Origin of the sequence: Nostoc sp. UHCC 0252 (assembly GCF_034931145.1) — a bacterium.
In the GTDB taxonomy this organism is placed as follows: Bacteria; Cyanobacteriota; Cyanobacteriia; order Cyanobacteriales; family Nostocaceae; genus Nostoc.
The window spans coordinates 66004-89108 of the sequence record NZ_JAYGHE010000019.1; the positions used below are offsets into that span (position 1 = coordinate 66004).

General features: G+C 40.7%; 19 protein-coding genes. 9 read left to right on the forward strand and 10 right to left on the reverse strand.

Going from position 1 to position 23105, the window contains the following annotated elements:
- Positions 1 to 44 precede the first annotated feature (44 nt).
- The 4 genes from VB732_RS13845 to VB732_RS13860 are packed head-to-tail and all read left to right on the forward strand — an operon-like array spanning position 45 to position 3946.
- Positions 45 to 1826 carry an OmpA family protein gene (locus VB732_RS13845; protein ID WP_323231425.1) on the forward strand — a complete coding sequence of 594 codons (1782 nt, stop codon included), beginning with the start codon at positions 45 to 47 and terminating at the stop codon, positions 1824 to 1826.
- Between the two features lie 21 nt (positions 1827 to 1847).
- On the forward strand, positions 1848 to 2345 hold the full coding sequence (locus tag VB732_RS13850) for a Rab family GTPase (RefSeq protein ID WP_323231455.1): 498 nt from the start codon (positions 1848 to 1850) through the stop codon (positions 2343 to 2345).
- A complete protein-coding gene (locus tag VB732_RS13855; RefSeq protein WP_323231426.1) occupies positions 2346 to 2738 on the forward strand; it encodes a hypothetical protein in 393 nt (130 codons plus the stop codon).
- A gap of 50 nt (positions 2739 to 2788) precedes the next feature.
- On the forward strand, positions 2789 to 3946 hold the full coding sequence (locus tag VB732_RS13860) for a HAMP domain-containing sensor histidine kinase (RefSeq protein ID WP_323231427.1): 1158 nt from the start codon (positions 2789 to 2791) through the stop codon (positions 3944 to 3946).
- Positions 3947 to 4082: 136 nt separating this feature from the next.
- Here VB732_RS13860 and VB732_RS13865 read toward each other — a convergent pair whose 3' ends face one another.
- The 3 genes from VB732_RS13865 to VB732_RS13875 form a co-directional block, all read right to left on the reverse strand.
- Positions 4083 to 5228 carry a SpoIID/LytB domain-containing protein gene (locus VB732_RS13865; RefSeq protein WP_323231456.1) on the reverse strand — a complete coding sequence of 382 codons (1146 nt, stop codon included), beginning with the start codon at positions 5226 to 5228 and terminating at the stop codon, positions 4083 to 4085.
- Positions 5229 to 5507: 279 nt separating this feature from the next.
- The gene (locus tag VB732_RS13870; protein WP_323231429.1) at positions 5508 to 7721 is read right to left on the reverse strand and encodes a polysaccharide biosynthesis tyrosine autokinase; all 2214 of its coding nucleotides are present in this window, start codon (positions 7719 to 7721) and stop codon (positions 5508 to 5510) included.
- A gap of 1238 nt (positions 7722 to 8959) precedes the next feature.
- The gene (locus VB732_RS13875) at positions 8960 to 9919 is read right to left on the reverse strand and encodes a ribonuclease Z (protein WP_323231431.1); all 960 of its coding nucleotides are present in this window, start codon (positions 9917 to 9919) and stop codon (positions 8960 to 8962) included.
- A gap of 216 nt (positions 9920 to 10135) precedes the next feature.
- Between VB732_RS13875 and glyS the strand changes: the two genes are divergently transcribed.
- Complete coding sequence (gene glyS / locus VB732_RS13880; RefSeq protein WP_323231432.1) at positions 10136 to 12289, forward strand: glycine--tRNA ligase subunit beta; 2154 nt, start codon at positions 10136 to 10138, stop codon at positions 12287 to 12289.
- A gap of 82 nt (positions 12290 to 12371) precedes the next feature.
- Complete coding sequence (gene murD / locus VB732_RS13885) at positions 12372 to 13859, forward strand: UDP-N-acetylmuramoyl-L-alanine--D-glutamate ligase (protein WP_323231433.1); 1488 nt, start codon at positions 12372 to 12374, stop codon at positions 13857 to 13859.
- A gap of 134 nt (positions 13860 to 13993) precedes the next feature.
- On the opposite strand, the gene VB732_RS13890 is transcribed toward murD, so the two are convergent.
- A complete protein-coding gene (locus VB732_RS13890; protein ID WP_323231434.1) occupies positions 13994 to 14218 on the reverse strand; it encodes a type II toxin-antitoxin system HicB family antitoxin in 225 nt (74 codons plus the stop codon).
- Positions 14219 to 14229: 11 nt separating this feature from the next.
- Positions 14230 to 14412, reverse strand: coding sequence for a type II toxin-antitoxin system HicA family toxin (locus VB732_RS13895; RefSeq protein WP_323231435.1), 183 nt, complete (start codon positions 14410 to 14412; stop codon positions 14230 to 14232).
- 234 nt (positions 14413 to 14646) lie between these two features.
- Here VB732_RS13895 and argS point away from each other — a divergent pair, with 234 nt between their 5' ends.
- The 3 genes from argS (at position 14647) to VB732_RS13910 (ending at position 17659) form a co-directional block, all read left to right on the forward strand.
- On the forward strand, positions 14647 to 16410 hold the full coding sequence (gene argS / locus VB732_RS13900) for an arginine--tRNA ligase (RefSeq protein WP_323231436.1): 1764 nt from the start codon (positions 14647 to 14649) through the stop codon (positions 16408 to 16410).
- A 123-nt stretch (positions 16411 to 16533) separates the two neighbouring features.
- Positions 16534 to 17097 (forward strand): Uma2 family endonuclease, encoded by a 564-nt coding sequence (locus VB732_RS13905; RefSeq protein WP_323231437.1) that lies wholly within the window; start codon positions 16534 to 16536, stop codon positions 17095 to 17097.
- Between the two features lie 37 nt (positions 17098 to 17134).
- Complete coding sequence (locus tag VB732_RS13910) at positions 17135 to 17659, forward strand: cobalamin biosynthesis protein (protein WP_323231438.1); 525 nt, start codon at positions 17135 to 17137, stop codon at positions 17657 to 17659.
- Between the two features lie 13 nt (positions 17660 to 17672).
- Here the strand turns inward: VB732_RS13910 and VB732_RS13915 are convergent, their stop codons facing one another.
- The 5 genes from VB732_RS13915 to VB732_RS13935 form a co-directional block, all read right to left on the reverse strand.
- Positions 17673 to 18110: a hypothetical protein gene (locus VB732_RS13915; protein WP_323231439.1), complete on the reverse strand. Its 438-nt coding sequence runs from the start codon at positions 18108 to 18110 to the stop codon at positions 17673 to 17675.
- Positions 18111 to 18652: 542 nt separating this feature from the next.
- Positions 18653 to 19006: a phage holin family protein gene (locus VB732_RS13920; RefSeq protein WP_229468881.1), complete on the reverse strand. Its 354-nt coding sequence runs from the start codon at positions 19004 to 19006 to the stop codon at positions 18653 to 18655.
- Positions 19007 to 19387: 381 nt separating this feature from the next.
- Positions 19388 to 20362, reverse strand: coding sequence for a peptidoglycan-binding domain-containing protein (locus tag VB732_RS13925; protein WP_323231440.1), 975 nt, complete (start codon positions 20360 to 20362; stop codon positions 19388 to 19390).
- 109 nt (positions 20363 to 20471) lie between these two features.
- Entirely contained in the window at positions 20472 to 21743 is a 1272-nt protein-coding gene (locus VB732_RS13930; protein WP_323231458.1) for a pitrilysin family protein, read from the reverse strand.
- 80 nt (positions 21744 to 21823) lie between these two features.
- Positions 21824 to 23089 (reverse strand): pitrilysin family protein, encoded by a 1266-nt coding sequence (locus VB732_RS13935; RefSeq protein ID WP_323231441.1) that lies wholly within the window; start codon positions 23087 to 23089, stop codon positions 21824 to 21826.
- Positions 23090 to 23105: the final 16 nt, after the last annotated feature.

A 23105-nucleotide genomic window follows, 5' to 3' on the forward strand; every position in this document is an offset into this window, starting at 1 on the left:
TTGTTTAGAACAGAATATTACTTCAGACTTGGGGGATTTGGGTAATGAGTGACTATTCGAAAAATCCAATACCGAAAGCATTCTCTGAAGGTTTGAACAGTAACAGCCAAACCTCCGAAGTCAATGATGAACTAACCATACTCCGCAGTTTGCTTCTGGATATTGAGCCGACTAAACTTAAAAGACTTTACGAGCGATTAGAAAACCCTCAAATTCAACCAGAAGATATTAGCCAGATGCTTCCAGAAGCTGTTATTTTACGCTCAAAGCAAGATAAACAACTTGGGGAGGTAATGGTATCAACTGTGGAAAATGCCATTGAAGTTTCTGTTCAACAAGATCACAATGTGCTTGCAGATGCATTATTTCCAGTTATTGGCCCAGCCACTCGCAAGGCGATTTCCGCCGCTCTTGAGGAAATGATGCAATCTATGAATCAAACTCTAGAACATAGTTTGTCTCCACAAAGCTTTAAGTGGAGACTAGAAGCGCAACGCACAGGAAAATCATTTGCGGAAATTGTGCTGTTACGGACGCTTGTTTATCGAGTGGAACAAATATTTTTGATTCATAAACAATCTGGATTAGTGCTGCAACATTTAATAACAACGCAGGTAGGAGTTCAAGATCCAGATTTAGTCGCTGCGATGTTGACAGCAATCCAGGATTTTATTAGAGATTCATTCAGTGTCCAAAAAATAGATGGGCTAAAAAGTTTGCGCTTTGGAGAACTCATAATTTGGATTGAAGAGGGGCCACAAGCGCTAGTAGCAGCGATGATTCGGGGAAATCCTCCTCAAGAATTAAGGTTAGTTTTGCAAGAAGCAATAGAAAAAATTCATCTTAAGCTCAGTAGAGAAATTAAAAATTTTACTGGAGCGACAGAAGTATTTCAAGCCAGTAAGCCTTATTTAGAAGCTTGTTTGGTAGTTCAGTATAAGCCTGCACCTAAAAAAAATTATACCTATGCTTGGGCTTTCTTGGGTGCGATCGCGATCGCTTGTGGCATTTGGGGCTTTTTTATAATTAGAGAACAACTCCGTTGGCAAGCCTATCTCCAAAAACTCAACTCTCAGCCAGGAATTATTGTAATTAACTCTAAACAAGCTTTTGGAAAATATTTTATTTCGGGAATGCGCGATCCCTTAGCAATAGATCCCAATACACTAATACAACAAACAAATCTCAATCCCAAAATAGTAATTACCCAGTGGCAACCTTATCTTTCTTTGGAGCCACAGTTTATTGCTAAAAGAGTTGAAAAGTTGTTGCAGCCGCCACAAACTGTATCACTCAAAATCGATAATAACGGTATTCTTAATGCCAAAGGTTATGCACCTCAAAAATGGATTTTAGCAACACGTAATTTATGGCAATTTATCCCTGGACTGACACAATTGCAAGAAAATAATCTGGTGGCAATAGAACTTAGTGAATTGGAATTATCTAAAAAACAAATAGAACAAAAAATATTCTTATTTTCCGAAGGCACAACTGAACTAATACCTGGTGAAATTGACAAGCTACCTAATTTATTTACATCAATTCGTAAATGTTTAAGTCTTGCCAATTATCTAGGTAAGAATGTACAGATTCAAATAATTGGACATACCAATAGTGCCGGAACAGAAGGGCAAAATAAGCTCCTCAGTCAAGCCCGCGCTCAGAAAATTTTATCTTATTTAAAATCTAAAGGAATCAATACCAACCAATTTAAAGTAATAGGTGTAAGTTATAGCCTACCTTTCCAGCCAGAAGTAACACCAGAATCTAAAAAAGTTAATCGAAGAGTATCTTTCAAAGTATTCGTGGCTAATACCCGATAATTAAAGCTATATCAATTTATGATTATCCAGAAAAAAATTTGCATGATAGGTGCATTTGCTACAGGTAAAACGAGTTTAGTAGCCAGGTTAGTACACAGTATTTTTTCAGAAAAATATCATACAACAGTGGGTGTAAAAATTGATAAAAAAATTATAGATATCCAAGGAAATCAATTAAATCTTATTCTTTGGGATATTTATGGAGAAGACGAATTTCAAAAATTACAAATGTCTTATTTAAGGGGATCTGCGGGATATTTATTAGTTGTAGATGGTACTAGGCATAATACTCTAGAACAAGCTTTTGACTTACAAAAAAAAGTAGAAGATGCAATCGGGCAAATTCCTTTTATTTTGGTCATAAATAAATGGGATATAACCGATGAATGGGAAATTGAATCTGCTGAGATAGATGATCTTATCCAGAACGGTTGGGCTGTAATTAAAACAAGTGCTAAAAATGGCATCGGTGTAGAAGAAGCTTTTCAAACTCTTGCTAAAAAAATATTGGATTGCTAAATGTTACATATCCCTGTTTTTGTAATTACCTATATTTTAAGTTTTCTCGCAGCAGAGTCTTCTCTTGCCTATTTGTTGGTTAATAAAGATGGTAGCCTCTTAGCTTGGGGTGGGAAATTGGCAGCTTATGGAATTACTAATCTTTGTGAAGGAAAAAATGCAAAAGAGCAAGTTATTTTTCTGGAAGGGTTACTACCATTCGATGATACTTCCTTATTTCTACCATTTATCCAAACAGAGTATGGCAGTTGTGTAGATGTTCATATATTACCGACGAAAAAAGTAGATTGGATATTGTTGTTAGATAGTAGTTGTGATAGAAATGACCTCTTTTCTATTCAACAAAAAGCTAATGATTTCAAACTATTACAAGAGAAGCTAAATAGGAAATAAAGTTAGTAATCTAGAGTCATATATAAATCGATTGTAGTATGGTTCTACTCATGAATACATTGATCACAAATGACCTACTTACCGCTTTGGATATTCTAGCTTTAGAGCAAATTAATGAAGGTTTATTTAAAATCATTGGTCATTTACCTAATTGGTCAAATCAATTCAATTGTAATAAATTTACATTAGGAATGAATATATCAATACCGCAGGAGGAGTTTTCTTTTTTAAAGAATTTTTTACTTGATGCTGAAGAATTTTGGTTAAATAATAATAATGTTAAAAAACTTAGTTCGGGTTTATGGACTGAAATAAGTGTGACTGGGCAAGAATATCATTTTAAAGCTTATGCAGTTTTTGCCGATAATCGGAAGTTTTTATTAATTGAGGCTTTAGAAGATAGCTATAAAGAACAACAGTATATTTTTCAAAAAGCTAGAGAATATAAATTAAATTATCAACAGTTACTTAAAGATAATCAAAAAAAAGAGGTTTTAATCCATTGTTTGATTCATGATATAGCAGTGGAATTAAGCGCTATAAGTTGCTGTTTTGCACTGCTAGAATCCGAGGAATTAACAACTAAAGGAAAAGAGTATTTAGAAACTGGTATTAAGCAATGTCTAAAACAGCAAATGCTAATTAAAGACATTTTAGATGCTTTTTTGACCGAAGAAATATTACTAGAAAACTCTCCTATCGATACTGAGGAAGAACCTAATATATTAACTTCTATACAAGAGGTAACTGAGTTTTTAAAGCCTAATTTTGCCCTTAATCATATCCAGCTACAGCTTGATCCAAACATTGATAAGACTATAAATTGGACAGTTAGTGGAGATCAATCTCGTTTAGATAGAGTGATTTCTAATTTAGTAGAAAATGCTTATCGTCACAGCGTAGCAGATTCTACTGTAACTATTAATCTCCAATTGGATGGAGAATATGTTTTAGTTACTGTAGACGATCAGGGTTTGGGTGTACCCCCAGAAATGGTAAAAAATTTATTTCAAAAGTTTTCCCAAGGTAAAAATAAGTCAGGAAGAGTGGGTCTGGGTCTCTATTTTTGTAGAATCACACTCGAACGTTGGGGAGGTAAAATTGGTTATTTACCACGACCCGAAGGTGGTTCTAGATTTTGGTTGCGCTTGCCAAAACCAGGACACCAGAATCAAAGTCAGAAGAACTACAGCCAGATAATTAAATAGATGCGTTTATGTCTTTTTCTAGGGTTTTTTATAGTGAGATATTGCAACAACCTTGGCGGTTAAGACATATTATATAGAGCGATCGCTTATGCTCAAATTACCAAGGCGGTTGCTACAAGTAAATAAGTCGAGTGGACTACTTCGCCTGAATTGGTGTTAGGGCTACACCTTGATAATAATGTCCTAAAATTTGTAGGTGATTAACTCCTTGCCGAGCCAAATTGTACGCCCCCCACTGACTCATACCCAAACCATGACCAAAGCCAAGCCCTTGAAGTACAAAATTACCATCGGCTCCCTTGCTGACAGTGAAGCGGGTACTTTTTAACTTCAGCCCTGTTCGCACTGCCTCGCGCTGAAGAAGCTTTGTGCCCTTGTTACCGACAATTCTCAAGACTTTCACACTACGGAAAGGCGAGAATGTTTCTGGAATCATCGCCGAAACACTGCCAACTTCAGGGAATTTAGCACTAATCTCACTGGGCGAGAAGGTTTTTACCCAATTACACGCGCTGATATTTTGATCGTAGTCTTGAACAGCCCGCAGGTACGGCAAGGCATTTCCCCAAACGTCTTCCACGTTTTCGGTGTGTCCCCCAGAACAAGCGTGGAAAACTGAGAGAATAATCTTGTTGTTATAAGTTAGTACTTGCCCTGCTGTTTCATCCACAGCTTTGTAAGTAGCAGGAGATTCACTGATGACACCTTTGTAAATTTGCCAACGATCGGGGGTATTGCCTAAATCGTAAACGGGATTATTCCGTTGTTTTTCTCGTTCGTAAAGAGCATAAGTACGGGCTGCGATCGCTTGGGCTTTTAAAGCTTCTTGGGGCCAGCTAGCATTCATTTCGCCACCGAGAACGCTGTAAAGATATTCTTGGTCATCAACCCAATTAACGGCCGTTAAGCCTTTTTCTGTGGGAACAACCAGAGTTCTGCCTCGATACCAGCGATCGCCGATATAAACGAATCCTTTACCTGTTGGCTCAATCCAAAATAAACCAGACTGCCACTTATCTAAAGCAACTCCACCAGGAATGGCTTGGGCATAATATGCACTCATCGCCGGTAACTGTCCGAGAGTTCGCCCGGTACTATCCTTGACGATTCCAGTGGTGGAACTGCCCACTTTTACCTGATTAACGCCCCTCTCAATTGCCACCCGCAGAATTACAGACGCTTGGGCGGGGGCAACCAAAGCAATCCATAAGAGGACACTTACCCACCAATGACGTACTTTAATCTGTGAAAATAAAAAGCCTAAGTAAAGTTGGAATTTCATACTGGTCATCTAATCACACTAGTATCTAATTGACGCTCTGGATTATCACGTCTACTACTTTAAGATGAGACACCTCTCCAACGCAGGAGGTTGCCACCTCTTACTAATTATGTATGCATTTTGCTTCAGCTATCAGCTAGAAAACAAGGGGCAGGGAGCGGGGAGCGGGGGGCAGGGAGCGGGGGGCAGGGGGCAGGGGAAGCAGGGGGCAGGGGGCAGGGGGCAGGGGAAGCAGAGGGAGAAAAATTAATAATCTATTCCCAATGCCCAATTCCCAATCTACGATGCCAACACCTTTTGAGAATTGCTCACATCATTAGCGATAATTCCAATTAAATTCAACTTACTCAAAATTTCTGTAGCTTGAGTCAGTTCCGTTCGAGTCACTTTACCCATACGCTCTACCATCACAATACCATTGCAAAAAGATGCCACAATTCTGGCATCAACCTTACCTAAAATAGGCGGAGCATCTATTAGTACCAAATCATAACTTTCTTCAAACAACTCTATTAGTTCCTTCATTCGTTGAGAACTGAGCAACTTCACCGTGTCTTCTGGTTCCGGCCCAGCAGTCAAAATATCAATTGAAGGATGAATAGGCTGAATATAATCTTGAAAATGAGTAGTTGTTTCATCAACTAATAACAAAGATAGTCCCCAGTCATTGGATAATTCTAGGATTTTGTGCAGGCTAGGATTATGCAAATTAGCATCAATAACTAATACCCGCCGATGCATTCGGATAGCGCTAGCCACAAGCCCTAATACTAAGGTTGTCTTTCCTTCCCCTGGTAGTGCTGAAGTAAACATCAGCGACTTGAAAGGTAAAGGATATTTTAATATTTGAATATTTTGGTAGATCATATCCAGCGTTTCATGGACGGGCAATTTATTACTCACTTCTATGCCAGGGAAATCTGATCTTTGTCGTCCATTCCAAGGCAGTCTCAGCCGTCCCTTTTTGATCCCACGCGATGGAAGTTTTGGTACTGATCCTAGTACACGTAAGTTTGTCAATTTCTTTATATCTGCCGCACAATAAATAGCGTCATTAAACTTTTCCCAAATCAGGGCTGCTAAGATACCTAAAATTGGCCCAATTACCGCTCCCCCAACCAAAAGTAATAATCTGTTACTTCCCGTATAAGTACCCAAATTAGGTTCTACCAAAACTTGCCAGTTATATCCTTCCTGAGCAATTTTCAGTCCCAAGGACTGTTGCGCCTGTAGGAGTTGTTCAAGGGTTTTGCGACTACTTTCTGCCTTTGGCAGTAGACGATTGTATTCTGCTATTAAGCTTGGGTATTTGTTTAGCTCAGAACGGAGTCGCTGTTCTGACTCAGCTAAATTCTTTTCATTAGCAGTTAATCCTAAAACAGTTGTCTGTACTAGAATAAACTCGTCTATTAAGGTTGGATCAACCCTAATTATTTGACTTTTTAAAAGTGGTTCTCCCTTACTGCTGGTAGTAATAGATTTCACTTCTTGCCGTAATAGCGACAATTGACTTTGGCGTTGCTGCTTTAGCTTTTGTACCGATGGGTAATCATCTGTATAGCGTAGTCGCTCCTTAGCCAAGGCTAGCTCAGTCTTTTGAATTTCACTCAATAATGTTTGATAGCGGCTTGACTGATTTAAACGAGAAGAAATTAGTTCATTCTGTTGAGATGAAGACGCTATTTGCTGCTCTAGATTATCGTAGCGAGCATTTGCATCTTGAAGGTTTGCACGAGCGCTTTGTAATTGGTTTTGAATATTTGCTAGAGATTCTAGCAGAATTTTACTTTGAACTTCGGGATCGAGTAATTTATGTTTATTACGAAATTGTTCTAAATCTTTATCAGCTTTACTAACCTCTTTTTTGATCTCAGGTAAACGAGCATTTACAAAAGCCATGCCTTGACTTAGGCGTGCTTTATGTTGTTCTTTATTGTAGTTTTGATAGACTTTTTGTAGAGCTTGAAGAAATTTTTGGGCTTTGACTGGATCTTCATCCTTGAAAGAAACTTTGAAAACTTGGCTAAAAACTTTATTAGCTCCTATACCTCCTTCTTCTGGAGTTACTTTTAAAGGTGCTTTTTTGTACTGTTTTGTTTGACCATTGATATCCTCTAAGGTAATCTCAGGATAATCAGAATTAACTAAATTCACAGCTTTCTGGAGAAGCTTAGAACTCAGCATAAGTTTCATCTGAGTATTGGAATCAACAATGTGAGAATTAGAATTAGTAATCTGGCTATCTGCCCCAACTGGAATATCATTTGACTGTGGCCCTTGAGATAAATTGGAATTTACCAATATCTGCATATTGCTCTGGTAAGTGGGTTTGGTCATGACAGCCAAGAGACTAGCAGCTGACATAACTACACAGGAAACTCCAAATATCAGAAAGCGTCGGCGAAGCAAAATAGTAGATAGTTGTCTGATGCCAACTGCACCTTGTGCTGAATTAGTAACCTGTTGCTCTGGATTCAGACTAATCTTAGCCACTATCAAACTCCTCTAATATTGAAACACGATATTTATTTGGAAGATTTATGAAAAATGTGAAATTAGCATACTTAATGACTCTTCCAACGACGATAAGCTTACTTGGCACAATTTTATCCAAACTGGCGCTTTCATGTTCATAAATTCATGCATATAAATTATTAATCAGTGTTGAAAGAATAAATTTTTAATAAATATTTTATTTAAAGAAGAAAAATCTTGACAAAAAATTAATTATTTTTTCCAACTATTGAAGTAAAAGTTATTTAATTCACAACAATACTATATAGTATTGAAGTTGTTTTGATAACTTCTAATATAGAAAACACATTCATGTAAATATCTAGCCCATACTATTTGTATATTTTTAATCTACTTAGTAACCCGTAGATTCTTGGTTAATTATTTGACTGAATCCTACAATTAAACTCCTGTCTATTTGCTAAACGTTATGAGTTGGACTACTAAACTCCAAAATAGAATGTAGTTAATTTTAGATTTTAGATTAGAAGAGTTCAATAGAAAATCCAAAATTGTTGACTGGACACCTTGGCGATAATGCTCATAAGTCCTTTCTCTTAGCGGCGACGCATCCGGCGCATCCTTTTGGTATGGTCTCCTGCAAGGAGTATGAATTCTTGTTTTGGCATATAGCGGTTCCCAAGGGAGCATCCCAATTTTGCAAATTTACCAAATTAGTAGGTAGTCATTGCGAATGAAGCGTTCGCGGTAGCGTCTCGTAAAAGAAGCGGAATGAAGCAATCGCAGCATCTAAACTTTGCGATTGCTTCGCTTCATTTCATTACGCTCGCAATGACAAAATATGTTTTTACACATTTGGGATGCTCCCAATCAAATTTTTAGTCATTGATAAATCTGCCGAGCTATAAGCTTTACGTCTGAGTAATATTGCATCTATCAGTTCAAATGTTGCATCCTTATATTAGGGACTCAACAGAAATATTGAACTAGAGAAGGTTATTATGCCTTATGGCTTTACGCTGTGGTATCAGTGGTAGCTCAGTACCCAAAATTAATTAGAATTAGGACTTACGCATGAGTTACAGAATAACGAACCACAGAGGCACAGAGAAGCCAGTGCGTTGGGCGGGTTCCCCGACTTGTAGCAACTGGCGCGGCATGGAGAAATCAGAGTCTGAGAGATAATTTGCGTAAGTCTTATTAATTCAAAAGAGGTCAAAACCAGAACTACATACCAGAGTAACTAGGCGTTCAATTTAAACGCCTACCTTGGTTAACTCTACTTCCCGTCGTCTGGGTACTTCATGAATCATGAAATCATAAGCCATGTCAGTGCAAGGGAAAATAGCACGGGCTTCTTTGAGGAGATCCTTCAACTCCACGGCATTTCCGGGAGCATAGCGGGGGCTGAAATGACTCATAATCAGTCGATGTGCCCCAGCAGCTAAAGCTGTTTGCGCTGCCATTGTGGTTGTGGAATGCAAGCGTTGAAAAGCCATATCTGCATCTTGATGGGCAAAGGTTGCTTCGTGAATTAATACATCTGCATCATGAGCTAATTCCACTGCACTATCACAATAAATGGTGTCTGTACAATAGGCAATTTTCCGGCCAATTTCTGTCGGGCCGCATAATTGAGTGCCATCAATCACCCGTCCGTCGTCAAGGGTGACAGTTTCACCACGCTTGAGTTGACCGTAAATGCGACCAGAAGGAATTTCCAAGGCTTTAGCTTTTTCCACATCAAAGCGTCCTGTCCGGTCTTTTTCGGCTACGCGGTAGCCGAAAGCTGTAATGCGGTGATGCAAATTACCACAGCTAACGGTGAAGTCGTTGTCTTGATAAATTACTCCTGGACGGATGGCGTGAACTTTAATTGGGTAAGAAAAGTGTGTGTAGGAGTAACGAGAGGCGGATTGAATGTAATCATTTAATCCAGGTGGCCCATAGATATCAATTCGTTGCACATTGCCAGCCAAGCCGCAAGTAGCAAGAAGTCCCATCAAGCCAAAGATATGGTCGCCGTGCATGTGGGTGATAAAGATTCGAGAGAGTTGACTGATTTTCAGTTCACTCCGCATAATTTGATGTTGCGTGCCTTCGCCACAGTCGAATAACCACAGTTCCGCCCTTTGGGGTAATCTCAGGGCGACGCTGGAAACATTGCGCGATCGCGTGGGTACACCGGAACTCGTCCCTAAGAATGTTATCTGCACAGTGTTCTTTAGTCTTCCTATTGCTCAATATTGCAGCTATATTTTCTATAGTGACACGGTTATTGATTTATTTTTTGCTCGTCCCTAAATCAGCAAAATTCACTGAGGTTGAGTATCTGATTGATAGCATTTTGAATTCGCTCAAAGTATTTAGTTCTGCGATCGCCTGAGAATAACTGATAAAGTTGAGCTACGCAAAGTTGAAAACAGTGACCTATGCCTGCGTTTCTATTAGAAGTTGGTACAGAAGAATTACCTGCAAGCTTTCTCAGTGATGCCTTAATACAGTGGCGAGAACGCATTCCCCAAAGTTTGGAAGCAAACAGCCTTCAGGGTGAAAGTGTCCAAGTGTACGGTACTCCCCGGCGTTTGGCGGTATTGATTAAAGGTCTACCATCACAGCAAGCAGATCGAGAAGAAGAAATTAAAGGGCCTCCCGCCCAAGCTGCCTTTAAAGATGGTCAGCCAACAGCAGCAGCATTAGGCTTTGCCAAAAAGCAAGGTGTGGAACTAGATGCACTGTTCCTTCGCCCCACAGACAAAGGGGAATTTGTTTTTGTGCAAAAAAGAATTCCTGGCCGTCCTGTGGCGGAAATTTTGACAGAACTTGTTTTCCAATGGATTTGGGGTTTAGAAGGTAAGCGGTTAATGCGTTGGGGAGATGGGGATGGGAGGTTTTCTCGACCAATTCGCTGGCTGGTAGCTTTGTTAGATGAGACGGTGCTACCGTTGGAATTGGTGAATGGTTCTAAAACGATTCAGAGCGATCGCATTTCTCAAGGTCATCGCGTTTTACATCCTGAACCTGTGACAATCGCCCAAGCTACTGATTATGTTACCGCCCTCAAGTCTGCATCTGTCACCGTTGACCCAGAAGAACGGGAAAATCTCATCAAAGAGCAAGTAAAGGCAGTAGCAGAGAATTTAGGCGGGTATACAGTAATTTACCCCGATTTGTTAGCAGAAGTAACCAACCTTGTAGAATATCCTTCTACAGTTGTTGGTAAATTTGAACCAGAATTTTTGGAATTACCAACTGAGGTAATTACTGAAGTTATGGTGACTCATCAGCGTTATTTTCCTGTATTCAAACCAGATAGTTCTGAGCAAGAATTATTGCCTAATTTCATTACCATTTCTAACGCTGATCCCCAAAAATCAGATATTGTTGCTGTTGGGAATGAAAGGGTAATTAGTGCCAGATTAGCTGATGGCAGATTTTTCTACGAAGCTGATTTAACTAAACCAATAGAAAGCTTTTTACCACAGTTAGAAAAAGTCACTTTCCAAGAAGAATTGGGTTCGGTGCGTACCAAGGTAGATAGAGTAGTTAAGATTGCTGAACGAATAACCACCCAATTAGAATTAGCAGAAAATCAAAGCCAAAAGATCCAACGTGCTGCTTTATTATGTAAAGCAGATTTGGTAACTCAAATGGTTTATGAATTTCCCGAATTGCAAGGCATCATGGGAGAAAAATATGCCTTAGCCAGTGGTGAAGATCCCGAAGTTGCAAAGGCAATTTATCAACATTATTTGCCAATGGGAGCCGGTGATATTTTACCGGAAAGCCTCACAGGTCAAATTGTCGGTTTGGCAGATAGATTAGATACCTTAGTAAGTATCTTTGGTTTAGGGTTAATTCCTTCTGGCTCATCTGACCCCTTCGCTTTACGTCGGGCTGCTAATGCTGTAGTTAAAATTACTTGGTTTTATAATCTGCCGATAAATTTAGATGATTTATTGGCACAAATAGCAACAGACTTTGCAGCGAAATATAGCAAAGATCAGGCATCATTAACCGCAGCATTACAAGAGTTTTTCTTACAACGCATCCGCACTTTATTGCAAGAAGAAAAGCAGATTGATTACGACTTGGTAAATGCAGTTTTGGGAGAAAATGACCCAGAATACACAGAACGGACGTTAAAGGATTTGTTAGATGTCCGCGATCGCGCCTTATACTTACAACAAATCCGTAACGATAGTACTTTAGATAACATCTACGAAACCGTTAACCGTTCCACACGATTAGCCGCCCAAGGTGATTTGGATACAAAACAGCTAGAACCAACAACTGTCGTTCGTCCAGAATTATTCCAAAAGCCCTCTGAGGCAGCTTTGTATAATGCTTTGATCGAATCAGTACCGCAAACTAAAACAGCACAGCAGACACGAAATTATCAACTGTTAGTAGCAGCACTAGCAAAAATTGCCCCTACAGTTAGTAACTTCTTTGATGGCCCAGATAGCGTTTTAGTTATGGACTCCGATCCAGAAATTAAGCGTAATCGATTACACTTACTGGGATTGGTTCGCAATCATGCCCGTGTTTTAGCTGACTTTGGGGCGATCGTCAAAAATCTGTAGCGTAGGTCAACAAAAAGTTGTGTAATTTTTGCAAAGAAGCGCTACTATAGGGAGTGCTTAACCAGGGACTCTGCTGCAATCTATGCCTAGAGCTACTGTAATTGGATTGGGAAAGTCCGGTGTTGCTGCGGCGAGATTGTTGAAAGGAGAAGGTTGGGAGGTAGAGCTAAGTGACAGCAACACCTCCGAAACCCTCCTACAACAACAACAAAAACTCGCTGCCGAGCAAATAACCGTAAAACTAGGCCAATCCTTAGAATTGAATGGTGCTAATTTACCCCAATTAATAGTTGTTAGTCCTGGCGTGCCTTGGGATATTCCCGTATTAATCAAGGCACGCCAATTAGGTATTGAAACCATTGGGGAAATGGAACTCGCTTGGCGAAATTTGCGATCGCTACCTTGGGTAGGAATTACTGGCACTAACGGTAAAACTACTACCACAGCTTTAATTGCTGCCATTTTCCAAGCAGCAGAATTAAATGCGCCCGCCTGCGGTAATATTGGCTACGCCGCTTGTGAAGTTGCCCTATCTTCGAGGGGGAGAGGGGAAGGGAGCAGGGAGCAGGGAGCAGGGGGAGCATCTGATAATTCCTCACTTTTAACTCCTAACTCTTCACTTGATTGGGTGATTGCGGAAATTAGCAGCTATCAAGTAGAATCTTCGAGTTCTCTTGCACCACGTATTGGTGTTTGGACGACTTTCACGCCGGATCATCTTAGTCGCCATCAGACTTTAGAAAATTATTACAACATCAAAGCCAAGCTATTGCATCAGTCTGAGTTGCAAGTGTTCAATGGCGATGATGCCTACTTGAGGCAACAAGGTTTAAGTGCTTGGCCTGATGCCTACTGGACAAGTGTCAAAGGAAAAGATTTCCTGATAAGCGAAAAAGGCTTTTACATTGAGGACGACTGGGTTGTGGAAAAATTGACTGCAACCTCTGCACCAGAACCGATTGTGAAAGTATCTACACTGCGGATGGTAGGAGAACATAACCAGCAAAATCTCTTGATGGCAGTAGCTACGGCACGATTAGCCGGAATTAATCGTGATGCGATCGCACGTGCTATCGTTGAATTCCCCGGTGTTGCCCACCGTTTGGAGCATATCTGCACTTGGGAAGGTATTGATTTCATTAACGATAGCAAAGCCACCAACTACGATGCTGCTGAGGTTGGTTTAGCATCCGTTAAAAGTCCAGCGATTTTAATTGCTGGTGGAGAAGCAAAAGCAGGTGATGATACCGGCTGGCTAGCACAAATTCAAACCAAAGCTGCTGCTGTGTTATTGATTGGCTCTGCTGCACCTGCATTTGCCCAACGCCTCCAAGAGGTGGGTTATTATTCCTACCATATTGTGGAAACTATGGAAAGGGCAGTTCCCAGATCGGCGGAATTAGCTAAGGAGTATGAAGCGCCTGTGGTGTTGCTGTCTCCGGCTTGTGCGAGTTTCGATCAGTACCCCAATTTTGAGGTGCGGGGCGATCGCTTCCGTCAGTTGTGCCTTGCTTGGGCAGAAGGAGAGAAACTTCAATACAACTCGATTCTTTCATCTTCTCTGCCTTAATTCATTTGCTGTGTGACTTGCAGCTACACAGTGAATGAGTCATGTAACCTAAAAGTGCGGTGCGATCGCATTATCACAGAGACTTAAAATATTCTAGAAGGATTGTTTAGAGCTAATTTAGTGGTTTTCTATAATTATATTTTGCTGTAGTTTGCAACTTCAACCTCATGAGCGATGCTTGTAGGTTTAGGAATAGGTAAACCATCTTCTAGCATTCCTTCTATATGAAATTCAATCGCTTCTGCAATCATCTGCTTAACTTCTTCTAAGGTTTCACCTGTAGTTACACAACCGGGTAAATCAGGCACATAAGCAGAGTAATTACTATCCGCCTTTTCAATCACCACTACGTAATGCATTGCCGTTCTCCTTATAATTGTGCTTGCCTCCAAATACTACTGAGAGTACCAGGGGCTAAGTCGTCAGACAATTTACCTGGAACTGTAACTAAACCTGGTTTCTCAGGATGCTTGAACTGTCGATGACTACCTTTAGTTCTATCAAGATACCAACCATCAGCTTCCACTCGCTTTATCACATCACGTACTTTCATGTTACTACTTATCTCTACAGGGAAAATTTCTGTTACAGATAGAGTGTCTTATTGAAAAAGCAAAGTAAACACAATTATGTCGCAATTCTGTCCGTCATTTTGTCGTGGGTTTCAGCATTGATAAGCAGATGGACAAAAATATTTCTCATGAATCGAGTGGCTCAAAATGAAATGCTAAAGTTAATAATCAAGCTTTTGCAGAGCTACATTCTCTCTCCCAGATAAAATTTATATATGAACGCTACACAAGAAAAACTAAAAGTTCAGCTTGAACAGGCTTTAGTTGCGGCTTTTGGCGCTGATTTTGCTGGAGTAGATCCAATTTTGGTTTCTGCTAGTAATCCTAAATTTGGTGATTATCAGGCGAATGTGGCTTTATCCCTGAGTAAAAAGTTAGGAAAGCAGCCAAGAGCGATCGCAGGTGCGATCGTTGAGAAACTAGATGTATCCGAAATCTGCGAACCTCCAGAAATCGCTGGGCCAGGATTTATCAATCTGAAACTGAAAACGGCATACCTGGAAGCACAACTGAACGAGATTCAAGCTGATCACAGGTTGGGAGTTCCAGCCGCGAAAACACCGAAGCGGGAAATTGTGGATTTTTCCAGTCCGAATATTGCCAAAGAAATGCACGTCGGACACCTGCGTTCTACGATTATTGGTGATTCCATTGCCCGGATTTTAGAATTTCAAGGACACGATGTTTTGCGGTTAAATCATGTGGGTGATTGGGGTACGCAGTTTGGCATGTTAATCGCTTATCTGCGGGAAGTTTACCCAGACGCGCTTACCACCGCAAATGCTTTAGATATTGGTGATTTAGTCTCTTTTTACCGCAAAGCCAAACAACGGTTTGATACAGATGCAGCTTTTCAAGAAACAGCACGGCAAGAAGTTGTCAGATTACAAGCAGGTGCAGAAGATACACTTCATGCTTGGAAACTATTGTGCGAACAATCGCGGCAGGAGTTTCAAGTAATTTATGAGTTGCTGGATATCAAGTTAACTGAACGGGGTGAATCTTTCTACAACCCCTTATTACCAAAAGTTGTGGAAGATTTAGAAAAATCGGGCTTACTGGTAGAAAACCAGGGCGCAAAATGCGTTTTTCTGGAGGGGTTTACAAATAGAGAAGGTGAACCTTTACCCTTGATTGTACAAAAATCAGATGGCGGTTATAACTACGCCACAACAGATTTAGCATCCCTGCGCTACCGAATTCAGCAAGATCAAGCAAAGCGGATAGTTTATGTAACCGATGCTGGACAAGGAAACCACTTTGCTCAATTTTTCCAAGTAGCACGCAAAGCCGGCTGGATTCCCGATGATGTGGAATTAGTGCATGTGCCCTTTGGGTTGGTGTTAGGAGAAGATGGGAAGAAATTCAAAACTCGTTCTGGGGATACTGTGCGGTTGCGCGATTTATTAGATGAAGCTGTTTCTCGTGCCCATGCTGACCTAAAAGCCAGATTACAAGAAGAAGAACGCCAAGAAACGGAAGAATTCATTAATGAAGTTGCTAGGGTAGTTGGGATCAGCGCAGTTAAATATGCAGACTTAAGCCAAAACCGCACCAGTAACTACATTTTCAGCTACGACAAAATGCTGGATTTCAAAGGTAATACTGCGCCTTATATGCTGTATGCTTATGCGCGGATTCAGGGCATTAGCCGCAAGGGTGATATTAACTTTAAAGAGTTGGGAAACAATGCTGTTTTGCTGGAACATGAAACAGAATTAGCGCTAGCAAAATATTTACTTCAACTGGATGAAGTTATTAGTAATGTAGAGCAAGATTTGCTGCCCAATCGTTTATGTGAATATTTGTACGAGCTGAGTAAGAAGTTTAATCAGTTTTACGATCGCAATCAGGGAGTTCAGGTTTTGGAGGCGGAGGAACCGCAACGGACATCACGCTTGATTCTTTGTGATTTGACTGCTAGAACTCTGAAGTTGGGATTGGAGTTGTTGGGAATTGAGGTATTGGAGAGGATGTAATTTTTTTAACGCAAAGGAACGCTGAGGTAGCGCAAAGGTACGCAGAGTAAGAGTTAAGCTGGTTTTTTCTTTGTGTACTTTGCGATTTTTTAATTAGAATTGCTGGATTGGAGGCGATCGCTTATGGTACGGACACCATCAAAAAACATAACTTTGGAAGAGTTTCTAATGTTACCGGAAACAAAGCCCGCTAGTGAATACATAGATGGCCAAATTATTCAGAAACCTATGGCACAGGGAGAACATAGTACCATTCAAGGTGAACTGATTATTTTTATTAATGGTGTCTTAAAGCCTCAAAAAGTTGCACGAGCATATCCAGAACTGCGGTGTACCTTTGGAGGTAGATCAATCGTCCCGGATGTAGCGGTGTTTACTTGGGATAGAATACCTCGCAAAGAAAATGGCAGGGTAGCAAATTTATTTTCAGCAGCTCCCGATTGGACTATTGAGATTCTATCGCCCGATCAAAGGCAAACGAAAGTTACAAAAAATATTCTGCATTGCCTGAATTATGAAACACAAATGGGTTGGCTAATTGATCCAGAAGAACAAACTGTATTTGTATACATCCGCAATCAACAGCCAGTTATGTTGGATGAATTAGAAGCTTTACTCCCTGTGCCAGATTTTGCAAGTGAGTTGAGGCTGACGGTGGGAGATTTATTTGGCTGGCTGTTGGAGTAAACCCAATCCTGACGAATTGATTAAGGAAATACACCAAGTGCAACAGATTTTATGGGTAGGAATCGGTTGTAAACGGGGAACCTCATGGCAGTTGATTGATTGGGCAATAGAGCAAGCTTTTAGAGAAAATCAACTTTGCCAAAGTGCGATCGCAGGAATTGCTACCATTGACACTAAAGCCTTAGAAGTTGGTTTAATAGAACTTTGCAACTTACGCAATTTGCCCCTAAAAACTTTTTCTGCCCAAATCCTTAGCTGTGTCTGTGTCCCCAACCCTGCCACAATTACCGACCACAAAGTAGGTACACCTAGCGTAGCAGAGGCAGCTGCTATTCTTGCAGCGACTCAAACCCCATTATTGACTGTTTCTCCTTTTACCACCATAGAAGCATTGGGAGTAAGGTTCTTAGTTCCTAAACAGATTTTCCAGCTACAAGGGCAAACAGGAGCGGTAACGCTAGCTGTTGCTCAAGCCTCAAATATTATTAGTCATTGGTCGAATGGCAGTAGGGAATGCGGCAACGCCGTCGTAGACCAATCACATTATTGTTCTCGTCGATGACAACGTAGTGGTCTCAAAGTTTCTTTTCAATCAATAGTTGCATTTCATAATATGAAGTATTTTCTTTTATCCATGCTTCGATAAGTTCGCTAGCTAATTGTGCAGATTCCTCTGAAAGTTCGCAGACAATAACTAATTCTTCAATAAAATTTTCTTTATCAATCGGCCCAAATTTATTCATCCATGCTACGATATAAATCTTTTCTTTATTCGCTTCGTCTTGATTAATACAAATACTTTTTTTATTATCTGGCGATATTAAGCTATAAATTGGATTCCCATCTAAAAATGGAGTTCCATCATTAAAATGAACGTTTAACCAAATTTTCCATCCATGTTTCTCTCCTTGGTGTTTTCTAAGAATACTCTCACACAAATTACGCCAAAAATTTTCAGAAGCTCTGTAATCATCAATATTTGATAAAAAGGCTTTAAATAAATGTTTTACCATTTTTTTGTGGTTATTGCGTTACTTTTATGGTGGGAACAAAAATTGGCTCAATTTTAATAATCACAATTTAGTATGTTTGATCGCCGAAAAAAATGACTTAAGCGATGAAGAAGTAGAATCAAGTGCCATTCATCATTGATCAATAGTCATTAGCTCAATACGGTTCAGTTAAAGCTAAAATCCTTTGTCAAAGTCAATTTTTTTAACGAACCACAGAGGCACAGAGAAGCCAGTGCGTTGGAGAGCCACTGCGGTCTTGGGGGTTTCCTCCATGAGCAAGTGGCATCGGGTTCCCCGACTTGTTCGCGCAGCGTCTCCCCTTGGGAGAAGCAACTGGCGCGACACGGGGAGAAGAAAGAAATGCTTAACTTTATTAGTCATTACTAAAGTAATAGCGTTGCTGAATTCAGGTATGAAAATGATTTTGCGTAATTTCAAAACTTTTGTCTTGACGTTTCATTACAACGTCTCTACACCCAGATTCATACATTTAATCAGCAACGCCAAAGTAACATTAGTACAGCACGGCGGAAATAAACTTTCTAGTCAACAACTCTCAAAAAATAGTTAATTACGCTAGAAACAATAGCTAGCACAATTGAACCTAACAAAGCAGGTAAAAAGCCCTGAATCTCAAAACCAGAACCAGGAGTCAAGGCACTTGCTAACCAAAGAGTTAAAGCGTTGATTACCAATGTAAATAAACCAAAGGTGAGCAAGGTAATTGGAAAGGTCAAAATCTGTAAAATTGGTCTAACAAATGCATTAACCAAACCAATAACAAGGGCAGCTATCAAGGCAGTCACAAAATTCTTGATAAAGAATCCTGGAACGATATTAGCAGTCAGAAATAACGCCACCGCAGTACCGAGCCAAGTTAATAAAAAGTGTTTCATAAGTTTTTTTAGAGGAATTAGCAGTAAGTTTAATTAATTTCACTATTTACAGCTGTGATCTGTAACACTATCAGGTGTCATTGTGCTTGACTCTTAAAGTTGCCATCATTTTTTGTCAGCCCAAAAGCAATGTAATTTTTCAGTGCTGGCATAGAGAGATACTTTTAATCGGTGTATCTTTATCGTATTGCAGGATGTACCACGAATTAAATTTATCAAAAATTAATAGAGCAGCAAAAATTTTATAGAGGTTTCTCGACCGAGAGAAACCTCTGTACCTAAAAGAGGGTATTTAGCACTAGCAAGTTCCATCATTAAGGGAACTGCCAAAATTTCACTATAGTAGATGGCAACTTTAATATCAGCCTAACGCTGTTGGGGCTAACGCCGCAAAAGAACCTCCCAGGTAGAGCCACCAACTACACCGTCAGTTTCTAAACCATAGCGCTTTTGTGCTGCTTTCACAGCTGCTTCGGTTGTCTCGCCAAAGTCTCCATCGACATCGCCTTTCAAGAAACCAAGCTTTTTCAGTTGTTGTTGCAGCTTAACAACTTCAGAACCACGTAATCCTATACGCAAAATTGGCAATCCTTCTGAGGTGTATTGAATGCCAGGGGTTCGCTGAGTACTCGTTTTTGGCTGAGTTCGAGTATTTTGCCCAGTCCGTGTAGTTGCTTGAGTCCGAGTAGTTGATGTAGTCCGATTCGGCGTTTTTTGTGTGCTTGATGTAGTTCTTCTTGGGGTAGCCGGCCTTGGTTCGGGGCTAGCCGCAACTCGTGTTACAGGTTGCCTTGGAGGGTTGGGGTTAGGATTTACAACGTTGGTGAAGTTGCTAGTCTGGGTTGGAACAGGAAAATTCGTAGCTGAGTTAAATCTTGGCTGAGATGAAGGAACGGTTGATGTTATTGCTTGGTCTTTAGGGAAAAGTCGTTGCCACGTGTTGGCATCAACAATGCCATCTGGATTTAAACCAGCTGCTTGTTTGAATCGGGTAACAGCATTAGCTGTATTCTCACTATATGTACCATCTACCGCACCAGAATAAAAACCCAAAAGTTTTAGGGCTGCTTGAAGTTCAGATACACGTTCGCCTTGGCTACCAACTTTGAGGGTAGGGCGATTAATGCTATTAGCAGGATTGACTTGAGCAATTTTTTGTGGTGCTGCAATTGATACTACAGGCGTTGAGGCAATAAGCAGAGGTGTAGCGGAGAGCAAGAGTATTTCAATGGCTGATAAAGATTTATACTTCTTTAGCCACCAAACTTTTTGCAGCTTTTCCATTTTACAGCGATTTACAGTGGGGTCTAGTAATTTTAAGTAACTCAAAATACTTGCTGTCAGGCTGCTTTGCATGGAATTTACTCCCAGAATATTCTCATGCTAATGGTACAACCGCTTGGTCTAAAAAACAGCTGCTCCATCATACAATGTTTACGATCGCTACGCCTACGCAAATTTTCAGTTATGCGATCGCACGATTAATTGCTTCTTCTTGACCAACTAAAGATAAATAAGGCTCTTTTAAATACTTACTTGCGGCAGCGATCGCATCCTGGGCACTCACTGCCGCAATCAATTCTTGAAATTTGGTGTCAAAATCAATTCCTAAGCCCAAAATTTCATACCAACCGTATATTTGAGCAATTTGCCCGTTCGTTTGTTTACCCAAGGCGTACTGTCCGAGAATCTTATTTTTCGCAGCTTGCAGGGCACTTTCAGAAACTTCATCCGTAGACAATAAATCTACTTCTGTACGTAGTCCTTCTAGGGCGATGCTGGTATTCTCTGGTGCTGTACCCATGTAAACTACAAAGGAGGCTGGAAATAGCCTTGTTGAGTAAAAGGCGGATACTTCGTAAGCTAAACCGCGTTTTTCTCGCAATTCGACAAACAAGCGACTAGAAAGCCCGTTTCCCAAGTAAGTACACAGCAACTTCAGGGCGGCGTAGTCAACAGAATTCACCGATGTTCCCAAATAACCAAGCATCACAATTGATTGCTGTGTCTGTATTGGCTTAACTTTTACCTGTGGTTCCACCCTAATTTCAGGTAAATTTAGTATTGGTAGTGCTTGAGCTGGCGCTTGCCAATCAGCAAAAACTTCTTCTACCAACGCGGCTGCATCTGTGGGTGTGACTCTCCCAGCAATGCTAATTACTACATTATCTGGACGGAAATAAGTTTGATGATACTCCACCAAATCTGCACGAGTTAAGCTACTCATGGTGGTTTCATCTCCCAGTACCGACATCGAGTAGGGATGATTTTGGTACATTACCTGCCGCATTTGTTCAAAGGCGACATTGAACGGTTGCTCTTTTTGGGAACGAATATCTTGGAGTGCTAAACGGCGTTCTAGTTCCACTTGAGTTTCGGGAAAAGTAGGCGATCGCAAAATCCGCCCTGCCAATGCTAAAATTTCACCAAAATCGGATGTTACCGTCTTGAAAGATAGCAGAAAATAATCAGTGCCAGCATCCGCACTCAAACTCGCCCCTACAGACTCGACAATTTCTGCAATTTCTAAGCTGGAGAGTCCATCGCATCCCTTTGTCATCACTGCTGATAACAAATGCGCCAACCCTGCTTGCTCCCGGTTTTCGTTACAACTACCGGCGCGCACAAAAATTCGTGCAGCAATAATATCCGCAGCAGGATTTTCTGCTGCCAGCACGACAATGCCATTATTTAATACGGTGCGATGGATAGGCGATTTTTGCAGCAAGGTTGTCATTTGTCCTTTGTCATTTGTCATTTGTCATTCGTCCTTTGTCAAAAACTAATTCCCAATTCCCCATTCCCAATTCCCAATAACTAACAAGGTTTAAGTACAGTAACCGCATAATTTTCCAGTGATAGATACTGTTTAGCTAATTTTTGTAGTTCTTGGGCATCAAAAGACTGAATTTGTTGCGGATATGTCACAGCTAATTCAGCTTGGGCGATGGTGTTGTAATATCCATAAAGCCCCGTCAGTTGATTTGGTGTTTCAGTAGAAAATGCATACTCATTACACAATACCCTGCGTGTACGGGCAAGTTCCTGTTCACTAATTGCTCCAGTCTGCAAGTCATCCAAATGAGCGCAAATTAAGGACTCAACTTCCTCCAGATTTTCTGGTTCTAACCAGGCAGTAATTGTAAATAAACTTGATTCTCGTTGTAGAGAAAAACTACTATAAATTCCTTGTACCAATTGCAAATCTTCTCGTAAATCGCGCACTAAGCGCGAAGTTCGCCCTTCTGCCAATAACACCGATAACAAATCTAAACCATAGCCAGTACGAATTTCTTCTACTCCTGGTACTAGCCAAGCCATCAACAATCGCGCTTGCTCTATACGCGGTAAACACAGTTCTTGACGGTGAATTCCTGTGATTGCTGGCTTTGTCACTTTCTCAAACTGCGGACAATTCGAGCGTTCGGCAAAATCAGCAAATGAACGATTTACCAATTCCCAAGCTGGTTGCTGGGCTATACCCCCAGCAATTACCACTGTCATGTTTTCCGGCTGATAGTGAGTGCGGTGAAAACAGCGCATTGCTTCTGGCGATTGCTGCATCAGTTCTTGCTCAGTACCCAGCACCGAACGTCCGTAGGGGTGATGCGGATAGATGCTTTGAATCAGAGCTTGAAATCCTATCCAGTCGGAATCGTCTTGACAAGAGCGAATTTCCTCTAGCACCACGTCCCGTTCGCGGCTAAATTCGTCTTCTGGAATTGCTGCATTCAGCAAGAGTTCTCCCAAGTAGGGGAGAGTATCTTTTAAATAAGGGGCAGCTGTGGTGAGTGAATAATGAGCGTAATCATAGCTTGTCGCCGCATTACTTACGCCACCCCGGTTTTCAACTTTGGAATCGAACATTCCAGGGGGTAACGTCGCCGTCCCTTTAAAAATCATGTGTTCTAAAAAGTGCGCCATACCAAACCACGGTTTTGGCTCTAGGCTTGCTCCAGCACGCACCCAAACATCCGCTACAACTACGGGAGTAGTGGGAATCTCTTGATGAATAAACGTTAAACCACTGTCTAATCGGAAGACCGAGGCTGGAAATACTGTATTAGTTAGTTGCTGTGACAATTTTCTGTAGCTTTAA

What these genes read in the sequence shown, in the direction of transcription:
- VB732_RS13845 (WP_323231425.1), top strand. Translation starts at nt 45, where the DNA reads ATGAGTGACTATTCGAAAAATCCAATACCGAAAGCATTCTCTGAAGGT.
- VB732_RS13915 (WP_323231439.1), bottom strand. Translation starts at nt 18,110, where the DNA reads ATGGTAAAACATTTATTTAAAGCCTTTTTATCAAATATTGATGATTAC.
- VB732_RS13925 (WP_323231440.1), bottom strand. Translation starts at nt 20,362, where the DNA reads ATGCAAAGCAGCCTGACAGCAAGTATTTTGAGTTACTTAAAATTACTA.
- VB732_RS13905 (WP_323231437.1), top strand. Translation starts at nt 16,534, where the DNA reads ATGGTACGGACACCATCAAAAAACATAACTTTGGAAGAGTTTCTAATG.
- VB732_RS13920 (WP_229468881.1), bottom strand. Translation starts at nt 19,006, where the DNA reads ATGAAACACTTTTTATTAACTTGGCTCGGTACTGCGGTGGCGTTATTT.
- VB732_RS13895 (WP_323231435.1), bottom strand. Translation starts at nt 14,412, where the DNA reads ATGAAAGTACGTGATGTGATAAAGCGAGTGGAAGCTGATGGTTGGTAT.
- VB732_RS13930 (WP_323231458.1), bottom strand. Translation starts at nt 21,743, where the DNA reads ATGACAACCTTGCTGCAAAAATCGCCTATCCATCGCACCGTATTAAAT.
- VB732_RS13890 (WP_323231434.1), bottom strand. Translation starts at nt 14,218, where the DNA reads ATGCATTACGTAGTGGTGATTGAAAAGGCGGATAGTAATTACTCTGCT.
- VB732_RS13865 (WP_323231456.1), bottom strand. Translation starts at nt 5,228, where the DNA reads ATGAAATTCCAACTTTACTTAGGCTTTTTATTTTCACAGATTAAAGTA.
- VB732_RS13855 (WP_323231426.1), top strand. Translation starts at nt 2,346, where the DNA reads ATGTTACATATCCCTGTTTTTGTAATTACCTATATTTTAAGTTTTCTC.
- murD (WP_323231433.1), top strand. Translation starts at nt 12,372, where the DNA reads ATGCCTAGAGCTACTGTAATTGGATTGGGAAAGTCCGGTGTTGCTGCG.
- argS (WP_323231436.1), top strand. Translation starts at nt 14,647, where the DNA reads ATGAACGCTACACAAGAAAAACTAAAAGTTCAGCTTGAACAGGCTTTA.
- VB732_RS13860 (WP_323231427.1), top strand. Translation starts at nt 2,789, where the DNA reads ATGAATACATTGATCACAAATGACCTACTTACCGCTTTGGATATTCTA.
- glyS (WP_323231432.1), top strand. Translation starts at nt 10,136, where the DNA reads ATGCCTGCGTTTCTATTAGAAGTTGGTACAGAAGAATTACCTGCAAGC.